General features: G+C 55.4%; 11 protein-coding genes. 7 read left to right on the plus strand and 4 right to left on the minus strand.

All coding sequences use genetic code 11. From position 1 onward, the window contains the following. Positions 1–60: 60 nt before the first annotated feature. From MKZ35_RS06085 to MKZ35_RS06095, 3 genes are all read right to left on the minus strand, one after another. A complete protein-coding gene (locus MKZ35_RS06085; RefSeq protein ID WP_482512342.1) occupies positions 61–843 on the minus strand; it encodes a hypothetical protein in 783 nt (260 codons plus the stop codon). A 772-nt stretch (positions 844–1,615) separates the two neighbouring features. Beyond that, positions 1,616–2,035, minus strand: coding sequence for a LytR/AlgR family response regulator transcription factor (locus MKZ35_RS06090; RefSeq protein WP_482512343.1), 420 nt, complete (start codon positions 2,033–2,035; stop codon positions 1,616–1,618). Positions 2,036–2,845: 810 nt separating this feature from the next. Then, positions 2,846–3,223, minus strand: coding sequence for a lipocalin family protein (locus MKZ35_RS06095; RefSeq protein WP_482512344.1), 378 nt, complete (start codon positions 3,221–3,223; stop codon positions 2,846–2,848). A 342-nt stretch (positions 3,224–3,565) separates the two neighbouring features. On the opposite strand from MKZ35_RS06095, the gene MKZ35_RS06100 reads away from it, so the two are divergent. The 7 genes from MKZ35_RS06100 to MKZ35_RS06130 all read left to right on the plus strand — a co-directional run bounded on the left by MKZ35_RS06100 (position 3,566) and on the right by MKZ35_RS06130 (position 9,550). Beyond that, positions 3,566–3,973 (plus strand): BLUF domain-containing protein, encoded by a 408-nt coding sequence (locus MKZ35_RS06100; protein ID WP_482512345.1) that lies wholly within the window; start codon positions 3,566–3,568, stop codon positions 3,971–3,973. A gap of 265 nt (positions 3,974–4,238) precedes the next feature. Further along, complete coding sequence (locus tag MKZ35_RS06105; protein ID WP_482512346.1) at positions 4,239–5,357, plus strand: alpha/beta hydrolase; 1,119 nt, start codon at positions 4,239–4,241, stop codon at positions 5,355–5,357. A gap of 210 nt (positions 5,358–5,567) precedes the next feature. Continuing rightward, positions 5,568–6,707, plus strand: a complete 1,140-nt coding sequence (locus MKZ35_RS06110) for an alpha/beta hydrolase (RefSeq protein ID WP_482512347.1) — start codon at positions 5,568–5,570, stop codon at positions 6,705–6,707. A gap of 239 nt (positions 6,708–6,946) precedes the next feature. Next, the gene (locus MKZ35_RS06115; RefSeq protein WP_482512348.1) at positions 6,947–7,690 is read left to right on the plus strand and encodes a TrmH family RNA methyltransferase; all 744 of its coding nucleotides are present in this window, start codon (positions 6,947–6,949) and stop codon (positions 7,688–7,690) included. Positions 7,691–8,113: 423 nt separating this feature from the next. Then, entirely contained in the window at positions 8,114–8,506 is a 393-nt protein-coding gene (locus tag MKZ35_RS06120; protein ID WP_482512349.1) for a hypothetical protein, read from the plus strand. Between the two features lie 46 nt (positions 8,507–8,552). Beyond that, positions 8,553–9,227 (plus strand): Gfo/Idh/MocA family protein, encoded by a 675-nt coding sequence (locus MKZ35_RS06125; RefSeq protein WP_482512350.1) that lies wholly within the window; start codon positions 8,553–8,555, stop codon positions 9,225–9,227. Then, positions 9,176–9,550 (plus strand): Gfo/Idh/MocA family oxidoreductase, encoded by a 375-nt coding sequence (locus MKZ35_RS06130; protein WP_482512352.1) that lies wholly within the window; start codon positions 9,176–9,178, stop codon positions 9,548–9,550. Before MKZ35_RS06125 ends, MKZ35_RS06130 begins: the two co-directional genes overlap by 52 nt. Before the next feature lie 127 nt (positions 9,551–9,677). Here MKZ35_RS06130 and MKZ35_RS06135 read toward each other — a convergent pair whose 3' ends face one another. Further along, entirely contained in the window at positions 9,678–11,291 is a 1,614-nt protein-coding gene (locus tag MKZ35_RS06135; RefSeq protein WP_482512351.1) for a DUF4394 domain-containing protein, read from the minus strand. Between the last annotated feature and the right edge of the window lie 461 nt (positions 11,292–11,752).

Here is an 11,752-nt window from a genome sequence, read left to right on the forward strand (position 1 = left end):
GTAAAGCGCCCCGACCTGGCACAAGCGTATAAAAGCGGAGAACTGTCCTTAATTTCTGCCCTAAAAAGATTCCTGGTGCTCACTATTGGGCCGCAGCAGCAGCTGATTATGGGGGTAGTCAATTACGATATCAAAGCGCTGCAGCACCTCAAAGCCGAGCGTCCCGCTGCGGGACACCGTCACGCGGTCAACCAGATTATGGGCGTCGGGGAAAGCCGTCAGCAGGGAGCGTAGCTGATAGGCACCCAGCTGCAGCATCGCTATGTGCCCCAGATAGCCCTGAATGAGGCCGCTGAAGCCATAACCCAGGTCTGCACGCAGCCGATCAGGAGGCAAGGACAGGCGCGGGTCGGAGGCGGTTTCCAGCAAGAGAGCATGGCCGGCGCCCGTATCCAGCATCAGTCGTAAGGGTAGCGTTTGGGAGCCCGTTACGGCAATGCTGGTTGTAATGTAGGGTTTGGAATCATCCAGCTCCATGGGTAAACTACTCCAGCTACTGTCTCTCGTGGGTCGCGGACGGGTGGGATCAGTAAACGTGATTTTACTCAGCGTGGGGTGTATTGTTACGATAAAACTGCGAAACAGATCATAGCCCATAATGCCGTCAATCGGTACTCCCGTCAGCGCCTCGAACGCCAGAGCCTGTTTTGTCACCAGGAGGAAGGAGATGGCCGGCGCTTCAATGCCCGCAAACTCCACCCGTACGGAGTTCGTTCTGTAAGCCAGCATGGGGGCTTTCTTGCCTACCCCCAGTAAGCTGCACGGTTTGGTTGCCTGCACACCCAGTTGTTTTTTGAGTTTGGGGTTGGTGATGGTGGATGTGGCGATGCCGGTATCAAGCAAAAATTGAACGGCCCCCTGCCGTTGAGATAAACCGGAATGACGAGCAGGTTGCTTTGCGCTTTGTACGCAATGGAAACCTGCTGCTGGCTGGCCTCCTTGAAGTGGAAGGGCGAATCGAGGAAAACCTCCGTATCCGGGGGGATGTCGGTGGCGTATACCGGGTGGCAAGGAAGCAAAAAAAGCCCCCAAGAAGCCCGTAGACGCACCAGCGAGCCCACTGGCTGATAGGAGAGGTGAGGAGGCGAAACTGCTGGAAGGTGGCTGTTGTGGCTTCCATAAACAGTTGCCAATGCGAGGTAGTGACCATAGAAGCGAGTGGCTCAGCGCCGCCAACACCCCCATGGTGCCCCTGGCCGAAATCCGCCCCTATACACTCACTTTCGGGTGCCTGCTTCAATCCTTATTCTGTAAGGTGCCCGATTCTCATTGTAAGCTGCCCGTATAGCCGCCAGATAGAAGTGGAAGTCAAGCGCTGGCAAGCAGCTTTATGGCACACAAAAACGGCCTGACCGTCAGGGTCAGGCCGTTCAGGCAATTATTCAGCGCTTTCTTAAGGTGTAAAAGGCAGTCTGTACGCGGCGAGGCCACCAGTTGGAAAATGGTTGTTCAGCTGGAGCACGCTTGAAACTCACGCACTAAATTTCCAGCCTGCCAGGGAGTTGCAGCTCCCTGCCTCAACTGCCCCAAGCTAAGCCCTTGGCTCAGAGAGCGTTGTTCTCAATAAACTGGTTTGATTTTATTGGTGGACTGCGTTTCCCAAGCAGGTCCATCGCTAGCTGTTTTTGCTGATAAAAGCCTTCGCATTATCGCGGTAGAAGCGGGTCCATTTTAAGATGTGGCCGCCTGTAAGCTTAACCAGGTATTCCCCGTTGAAATAGCCCTCCAGCTCTTCCACATAATTTAGATTAATAAGATAAGAGCGGTGGATGCGCGTAAAGTTCTCCGGATCAAGCCGTTGGGATAGCTGCGTAAGGCTTTCATATAGCACGTAGGTGCGCTGAAGCGTATGCAGCGTGATGTAGCTGCCGTCGGCATCGAAGTAGAGAATATCGTCTACCTTGATGAAAAACAGCTTATGCTGGTCTTTCACCAGCAGGCGTTTCATAGGGGGACGAGGCGCCGGCGACTCGTCAGTGGGCTGCCGCGTCAGGTTTTCCTCTGCTGGTGGAGGTTGATTAACATTGACCTTCATGGGAAAAGCAGTTAGCGCTTCAATGCATTCAAATTGAGAATAATAGAGGGCCGTTCCGTGAAGAACGCCCAGCGTCACTCCAGCCGTCGCGTGCTGCTAGCTTATCCCAACAGCTGGATCGAATTGTCACGGGAGGTACGCCATTCCATTTTTTGGAGTCGCCTTTTGTTGGGGCGCCGCCAGTCAAGGCCCTGTTCCTGCGTTGGGTCCCGGCATGAGGATTAACTGCTTGCTTAGGTAGTTGATTACAAGGCAAAAGACAGGTGTTGTGAGAAGAGGATGCACCGGGGTACGAATAAATTCGTAAGATCTGTGCATCTCCATAATTTGCCCCCCACGAACCGGCTAACCCCTTACTAGAAGGTTATTTGAAGTAGCTGATGTCTTTACCATTAGCCACTAAGACCCCAGAAGAAAAGAGCTAGGCAGGCGCGTCTGCCGGGAATACCGACCAAAGTGTGAGACGTTACAGAAAACCCCGCTTTTATTTGTCCACGTCCTGCCAGGAGCACAAGTGCGAGAGGAATGACGAGTGAAGTGCGAGGGCAGCCTCATTGATTTCGGGTCAGCAGGGAAGAGCGCGGCGTTTGGACCTTGGCCTCAAGCAGATCTTCCCTACCTCTTCAAAAAGATGATACCAGTTATGTAACTCACTTTTAATCAAATTCTTAGTTGCTATGAAATAACATTTCCTTCTTAAGCCGTTCGGTTTTGGTACATCGTGCTACCCGGTTCCGATACGCTGGGCTGGCCACGAAAAAAGCCGCTTCCGGTAGGAGAGCGGCTTTCTAGTGGCAGTATGCTATGTTCTTACTGAGCTGTGAAGGTGGTGCGGGTTACGGTCGTTGTGCCATTATCCGTTTCCGAATCGACGAGGATGAGCTGGGTTGCGTTCAGTTCCTCAATCGTGCCTGTCAACTCAATATCGAAGTCAAAGCCGGGGGCGGGGGAGAAGGTAATCGTGCCCGACAGTATCTGGTCGTTGTTGGACAGGGCCCATTTGCCCGTCAGCGATTGGGGGCTGGCGTTGTCGCACTTGGTTTTGCCTTCGTCCAGAACGAAGGCATTGCTGGCCTGAAACTTATACAAGTTGTCTTTCAGACACGCATCCTGACTGGTGTAAACGTCCCTGACTGGCTGGCTGCCTTCCTTTGCCGTGGCGGCGGTAACCATCCAGGTCTTGGCCATGAGCCGCTCGCTGGCCGTCTGGTTCGTAGGTTGAGGATTGGTGTTCTTGTCGCCGCAGCTAGCGAGGGCCCTCGGCCAAGGCCAGAGATAAGATAAGTGAGGAGCGTTTTTTCATGAAAGGGATGCGAGATGGAAAAGGTAAAAAAAGTCGAATTGGCGGGGGGCAAATCCGATGCCAGCAACCAGGATAATCCGAGTGCGCTAGTTGTTGCTTATAGCGCCTGGCCAATCGACCGACTATCAGGCGGTTACTCTCGACAAAATGGCGGCATTTTCGTATCTTTTATTTGTTAGCGTCTGCTTGTCGTGGTCGCAGCAAAACCTGTTGTGCTAGGGGGCTTTATGCTTTATCAACTAACGTATGTGAGTAGGGCCGTGACGCCGATGAGCTACCCGGAACTGCGCGCCCTTGTGACCCATGCCCGCGTTTATAATGCTGCTCACGACATTACCGGCATCCTGTTTTATGGCGAGGGTAGTTTTGCCCAGGTGTTAGAGGGTGAGCAGGCTGAGGTTGAAAGCCTGTATGAGCGTATCGAGCACGATACCCGGCACTACGACGTGACCGTAATTGCTCGCGTACCTCGCCCCCGGCGCACGTATCCGCAGTGGGGCATGGCGGGCCATCGTTTGGCGGCGGCCCAATTCGCTGAGTTGGTGAAGCACCTACCCGAACAGGCAGAAGGTACGGACGCACCGTCATTGGAAGCTCGGTTGGAGGCGTTCGTGATTGACAGCGAGCAACTGTAAGCTCGGCTCCGGTCGCCAAACCTGTAGGTGGCTGACTAGCTAGATCTTAGCGAGAAATCATGACCAGAGGAGTACGGATTTGTCGGCCATAAATACGTATTTATGGCGAGGAAGTACGGCTTTTTACTTTCCCCGTGGCAGCCATCAAGGATGAGGACGTACCGTTAGTGACAGCCCATCCCGCACGAGAGGAAGGGCCGCGTAACCTATCCATTTTCCTTCAATCCACCTACCTATGAACAAGCTTTTCTTCACTCCCTTACGCATGAGGACGACCCGCGTGCGCTACCTGCTCGCCGCGTTTTGCCTAGCCGCCGCTCCCCTTACTTCCTGCGAAGACGAAGGGGGCATTAGCTTTCCGAATCCGCGCGTGCTGATTCAACCCAAAGGCCCGGCGCCCGCTTTTGCGCCCACCATCGACCCGCAGATGCTGGCCGTTATTGAGCAATTTCAGAGCTACCAAACGCCGCCCCTACCTACGCTTTCGCCCCGGCAGGCCCGCATGACGCCGAGCATCACGGATGCCGTCCAGGACTTACTCAAGAAAAATAACGTGCCGCCCCGGGCGCCTCAGGTAGATATTAGCCAGCGCGTGTTGCCGGCCGGTATTACGCCCCAGTCGGCTCCTGATGGTATTCTGGTGCGCATTTATAAGCCCAAAAACGCTTCCGGCCAGTTGCCGGTGGTCGTGTACTACCACGGCGGCGGCTGGGTCATTGGCAGCTTAGATGTATATGAGCCCTCGGCCAAAGCCATCTCGGAAAAGGCCCGCGCCATTGTCGTATCCGTCGATTATCGTCTGGCCCCGGAGAACAAATTTCCGGCCGCCCACGAGGACGCATACGCCGCGTATAAGTGGGTAAAAGAAAATGCGGCTAGCATTGGCGGCAACCCCGCCAAAGTAGCTGTAGCCGGGGAAAGTGCCGGCGGCAACATGGCTGTGACCACAGCCCTATTGGCTCGCGACCGGGGCCTGGCCCTACCTACGCACATCTTGTCAGTGTATCCCGTAGCCAACAACGACCTGAATACGCCCTCTTATAACCAGTATGCCAACGCGGTACCCTTGAACCGGCCCAACGTGCAATACTTCGTCAGCAACTATTTCCGCACCCCCGCCGATGGCGATACGCCGCTGATTTCGCTCGTGGATGTGGCCGACCTGCGGGGCTTACCTGGCGTTACTATCATTGCCGCCGAGATTGATCCGTTGCAGACCGAAGGCCAGCAGCTGCGCGACAAGCTTCTGGGTGCTGGAGTAGCGGTGAACTATCAGCTGTATCCGGGCACGACCCATGAGTTCTTTGGGACCTACGCCGTGGTGCCTAAAGCCGAAGAGGCGCAGAACTTTGCGGCGGCTCAGTTGCGTACGGCTTTCCAGTAAGGAGCAAACACAATTGGAATAGGAGAAGAGGTGCTGGTCTTTGATCAGCACCTCTTCTGGTTTTGGTCTGATCGTGGAGCGCTATTAGAAAGATAGATTTTAAGGCAAAAGAAAGGCATTCGAGCTCATTTGCAGGGCTTTCCAACTTGCTAGCTCAACTATTCGTAAGTGCGTCATCAGTCTGCACAATTTACACCTTACCCCCCTTGTATGACCAATTCTTTCTTTCGCTCATCAGCTCTTGCCGGGCTGCTAACCCCTGCCTTGGCGAGTTGTCTGCTAGTAAGCAGCTGTGATACCAAGCCCCAAACCACTGAGACAGACGCGCAAACCATGGCGGCCGACAGCACCGCTACCAGTTCTACCGGTGAAGTGAAGCCCAAAGGGCCCAAACCAACGTGGGGCCCAAATTTGAAGCCCGAGATGCACGCTGTTATTGAGCAGTTGATGAGTTTCAACAATAAGCCGCTACCAGAATTAACAGCTGTGGAGGCGCGTAAGCAGCCGAGCCCCGCCGATGCCGCCATGAAGCAGATGCAGGCGAGCAACATCACGCCGCCGCCCATGCAGGTAGATACGGCCAGCCAAACCCTGATGCCCGGCGTGAAGGCGCGGATTTATACGCCCAAAGGCGGCACGGCCCCCTATCCGGTGATTGTCTATTACCACGGGGGCGGCTGGGTCATTGCCACCATCGACACCTATCATGCTTCCGCCCAAGCGTTGGCGGAGCAAACCGGGGCCGTGGTGGTGTCGGTGGAGTATCGCAAAGGGCCGGAGCATAAGTTTCCGACGGCCCACGACGATTCATTTGCCGCTTATCAGTGGGTGCTGAAAAATGCGGCCAGCATTAAAGGCGACCCCCAGAAAGTGGCCGTGGCGGGCGAAAGCGCCGGCGGCGGCCTGGCCGCCGCCGTAAGTATGATGGCCCGCGACAAAGGCGTGGCCCTGCCTAAGCATCAGCTGTTGGTGTATCCTATTGCCGGCTACAATATGAACACGCCTTCTTATCAGCAGAATACCGAAACTGCTCCCCTTAATAAAGCAGGTATGGCGTGGTTCTTCCAAAACTACCTGCGCAGCCCCGCCGATGGCAAGGACCCACGCATCAACCTGGTAGCCGCGAACCTGAAGGGCTTGCCGCCCACTACCATCATCGCCGCCGAGTATGACCCGCTGACGAGCGAGGGCAAAATGCTGGCTGATAAGCTCACGGCAGCCGGCGTAAAAGTTAATTATAAGCTCTACGAAGGTACTACCCACGAATTTTTTGGCATGGCGGCCGTGGTGCCCGAAGCCAAGCAGGCGCAGGGCGTTGCCACCGCTGACCTGAAAGGCGCGCTGAAGTAAAATAAGAGTGCTTTTCCCTGAAAAAAGCCCCCCAGTTGATTGATTGGGGGGCTTTTTTGAATACCTATAACAGGGCCAGTACATTGCTTTTTCAGTGGTGCGGTAGTCACTCTATCTGCCCTTGCTAACTTCGGCCGCTGGATTGGGCTAAAAGGTCAGAGTGCCTTCGTTAGCTTTGTAGCGCGGCATGAGCGACAGAGCAAGGCCCCGCAAAATAACCGGCATCAGCACCGTTTCCTATGGTCAGCAAGGCGTTAAAAACCCGCGTAGAACAGCTCAAACAAAAGAAATACCGCAAGCGGTTGGGGTTGTTTCTGGTGGAGGGCGGCAAAAGCGTGCTGGAGCTGCTAGCCTCGGCCCTGACCACGGAGCGCGTATTTCTGACGGCTGAGTATGCCGCCAGAATTCCGCCGCTCCCCGCCTCGGTGCCTTTCGAACTGGTAACCGAAGAGGAGCTGACCCGCCTCGGTACGCTCGCCACCAACACCACGGCGCTGGCTATTGCCCACTTGCCAGCCGAGCCGCCACTTTTGCCCCCCACTGCCAGCTTACTGCTTGCCTTGGACCAGGTGCGCGACCCCGGCAATATGGGCACGCTTATTCGTCTGGCCGACTGGTATGGCCTGCAAGGCGTGGTGTGCTCCGATACCTGCGCCGACCCGTGGGCCCCCAAAACCGTGGCCGCCACCATGGGCTCCTTCGCCCGCGTGCCCGTCTGGCAGCGCGATTTGCCCCCGTGGCTCGACAATTTGCCCCCCAGCCTGCCCCGCTACGGTGCCCACCTCGAAGGCGACAATGTGCACCGCCTCACCCTGCGCCCGTCGGGCGTGCTCATCATGGGCAGCGAGTCGCATGGCCCGCGGCCGGAGGTGCTGGAGCGTCTCACGCAGCGATTATATATTCCGGGGGCTGGGGGCGCGGAGAGCTTGAACGTGGCTATTTCAGCGGCGATTTTGCTGGATAACTTTCATCGGGAATTGTAGCGCTGAGGCTTGTCCTGCTACAAAGGATGTACAGGTAGGTTGCTGAGGCCAGAGTTTTATGTAGAGTTCATTAGTCAGAAGACCCTGGCATACGCCACCTTATCCTTCCAAATCTATTTTCGGCTTCCTGGGGGTAGCGCCAAGGCGCTGTTTACAGCTAACCCTGCTTGACAAGCAGTACACCAGCCAGGCAACCGCTCAACAAAGCCCTCCCGGCCGCACGGTCGGGAGGGCTTCTGAGTTTTGGGTAAGGACAAGGCTCGTGAGCCGAGGTTTTTATCAAATTTGGTGGCTGGTTTGCGGGCAAGGCCAGCTCATGCCAACTTTAGCTTCGTTAGCTATTCATGCCCAAACTCCCGTAGAGATATTCTGCACTTCGTACCATGCTTTATTTTACTATTTCATTCTCTTCGTCATTGCGTTATGTCACTTACGAACAGCTTACTAACTAGTGTGCTGCGCCAGGCCAGCCAGGAAGTATCACGCAAAGAGTTCTTAACTATGGCAGGGCGGAGCCTGGCCGTAGGAGTGGCCGCCAGCACCTTCGCCGGCTGCCAGGATAAGGCGGGCGCGGTGGCAGGCGCGACTACGCCCACCACCGGCACGCCGGCATCAGAGGTAATTGCTGCTACGGTTTATACAGCTCCGAATGGCCAGAAAGTACCTTCTTCCGAGGCAGTGTCGCCGCCGGCGCAGGTGCCCGCGGCCGTGGATAAGCCCATTGAGCTGGAAGCCTGGAAGTCTGATGTAGACCAGCAGTCGGGGCCCACGCCGACGCCTTTGCCCCCGACCAGCGGGTGGGCTATGCGCTGGTAGGTCTGGGCCATCTTACGCTGGAAGAGCTGTTGCCCGCTTTTGGGGAATGCAAAAATCTAAGCCCGTGGCCTTAGTTAGCGGCTCGCCTGAGAAGCTGCAGAAAGTAGCCAAGCAATACGGCATCAAACCCGAAAGCTGCTACAGCTACGAAGACTATGATAAGCTCAAGGACAATGCCGAGGTGCAGGTCATCTATATCGTGCTGCCTAACTCCATGCATGCCGAGTACACCATTCGGGGGGCGCAGGCGGGCAAGCATATTCTCTGCGAAAAGCCCATGGCCAACTCCGCCGCCGAGTGCGAGGCCATGATTGCGGCCTGCAAAAAAGCCAACCGTAAGCTGATGATAGCCTACCGTATTCAGTACGAGCCCTACAACCGCCTGGTGCGCGACATGGTGCGGAAAGAGAAATGGGGTAAGACCAAATACATTCAGGCCCAGAATAGCCAAAGCTCGGCCAACCCCGACCATTGGCGCCACAAAAAAGCCCTGGCCGGTGGCGGCGCCCTGCCCGATATTGGCTTGTACTGCCTGAACACCTCGCGCTTCCTGCTCGGCACCGAGCCGACCGAGGTTTTCGCTTACTCTCACAGCACGCCCGGCAACCCGCTGTTTAAAGAAGTAGAAGAGGTAATGTCGTGGCAGATGCGCTTTCCGGGGGCATTTTGGTGGACTGCATCACCCACTACAACACTCACGACTCGCGCTTCTACCGCGTGAACAGTGAGCGGGGCTGGATGCACCTGAACAATGCCTACGCCTACACTGGCCAGCAGCTGCAAACCTCCCACGCGGAAGGCCCGGCCAAAATGCAGAACCAAATTACGATCAGCCCTAAAAATCAATTCGCGGCTGAGATGGACCACTTTTCCACCTGTGTGCTGGAAGACAAGCCGCCCCACACGCCCGGCGAGGAAGGTTTGCAGGACCAGCGCATTATGGAGGCCATCTACCAATCGGCCCGCGAAGGCCGGCCGGTAAAATTGCCCCCCGTGTCGGGTACGGACGTGTTTCGCGGGCCGGAGCCGAAGGAAAATGCCTGAGCCCGTCGTTCGGTACCGAGGGTTGAAGATTTTATAACCATCATCGTTGAACAACAGAAAAGCCCCGGCTCATGAGCCGGGGCTTTTCTGTTGACGAAGTCAGATACATCAGAAAAAGTGGTAAAGCTTAAAAGCCTGGCGCAACAGCTAAGCCAACTGTTTGCGGATCAAAGATCCCAAAAATAGTCAGTTCAGTGGCTCTGCCCGTTGCTAAATCAATGGTGTATAAGCTTTTGCTATTCCTACTGTTGAAGCCGTAACCGTAGCCCGTGTTGGTCGTACCGCCGATGTCGAGGCCGGTAACTAAACTCGTCGAAGGAATTCCCAAAGGTCCCACCTCGGTAAGTATCTCCGCATTGGGGGTATTCTGTAAGTAGAGCTTATTTACAGAGTTGCTTCGGTCGATGCCCACAGCATATAAGTTGGTGGAGGTAGCTCCTACTGTGCTGTTAGTGTAGGCCACATCAGAAATAATCTGGGGGCTAGGGCTGGGAGTGAGGCGTCCATCTTCTACTACTGTCCCATCTACAGGGTTTACCCGTACTTTTCGGCCCTCGCTGTTGACGATGCTCAGCTGATCTGCAACGGGGTTGAAGTCCATCTTGCTACCCACGGGAATACTGAAGGTGGTCACGAGCGTCGCCGCAAAGGTACCCAGATCAATCGTATACAGGCGAGTGATATTGGGGCCGTTGTCAACCGTTAGGGCATAGAGCTGGCCTGTAGCGGGCCGGAAGTCGATGTCTCTAAGAGCATTGGACCCTAAGCCGGTAATAACTGCTGTTCTATAGCGGGCAGCCCTAGTAGGGTCAACAATGAACAGCTGATTAAGATCACCTGCTGCTCTTGGAAGTGCCACATAACCAGCTACATATATAACGGGTCGCGTAGGAATGGCGATGCCTGAATAGCCTGAGGTAGCAGCATACTGGGCCAAGGGTCGAGCCGTGCCGGTCGTCAGATCCACCGCGAAGAGGGTGGGATTACCATTCACCGGGTACAGGCCCAAGGCTGTACCTGTTCTGGCATCAATATCGAAGCCTCCATTCCCGCTAATATTCAGGTTCAGACTGCCCACGGGCACGAGCGTCCCCTCATTGGGTGGATTGACCAAATAGAGTTGCTGGGCAATAGCATCAATGGCATAGAGTGCCGTATTCTCGGCATTGACTGCATTATTGGTGTAGGCCACGGCGGTGAGGCTAGCGCCCTCGGCGCCATTGATAGCTCCATCGGTGCCGACCACAGCGCCCGTCTCGGGGTTGAGGCGAAGGTTCTGGCCCGTGCTAGTCACCACCCGAATACGGTCCACGGTGGGGTTGAAGTCAAAGCCCACCAGATTGCCCCCCAGTGCTGGGGTAAAGGCCCCGGCGCCGATAGCGCGGGCCGCGCCTGTGTTCTGGTTGATCACGTACAGTCGGCTGGCAGTGCTAATCCCGTAGAGCTGGCCGGTGGCAGGACGGAAATCAATGGCTAAGAGTGTTTCGCCACTGCCTAAGCCGGTGATGCCGACAGAAGCCGAGCGTGTGCCGGGGTTAGCCGTGGAGTAAGCATCCAGCCGGGTCCCGCCCGATAGGGCATAGAAGGTGATGTCCTGACCTAAGGGTGGAAAGGTGGGGATGGTAGGGGGTGTTGGGGTGGGCTTGGGGAAATACTGCTCCAGGATGTCCTCGCAGCTACTCAGCGACGCCAACAGCAGCACAGCCGCGCCCCATTTGGTGAGTGATAAGGGTATTTTCATGTGTTTTTAGGATAGAAAAATTAGATGAAAAAATAGTACAATATTTTCCCTTACGCTTGCTGTAAAGACATAGTTTACCCTATGAGGAGAATAAGGCGCGATAGCGCCGAAATGCCTCAAAGGGGGCTAGTGACTCAGTCTTTCACTTTGAGAAACTCAACCTCCCGGCTAAGAATTGGATGCTAGCCTAAAGCGTCTTGTAATCATTAGTTAAGGATAAAAACTGTGTATGAGGTAATAATTGCTTAAGATGCAATGCGCGTAAAAAAGCCCCCAGACGTATCTGGGGGCTTTTCTTATGAGTTACTACGAATGGAAGCTGAGCTTACATTCCCCCAAACGTCACGCCGAAGCTGAGCGTCTGGGCTTGGGGGCCGCGGCCGTCCTTGAACAGCTCGTTGAGGTTGTATTTGACGAACAGATCCAGGCCGCCAATACCCACGAGGCCTTGCAGGCCATAG

The sequence above is a fragment of the Hymenobacter sp. R533113 genome, from assembly GCF_056835965.1.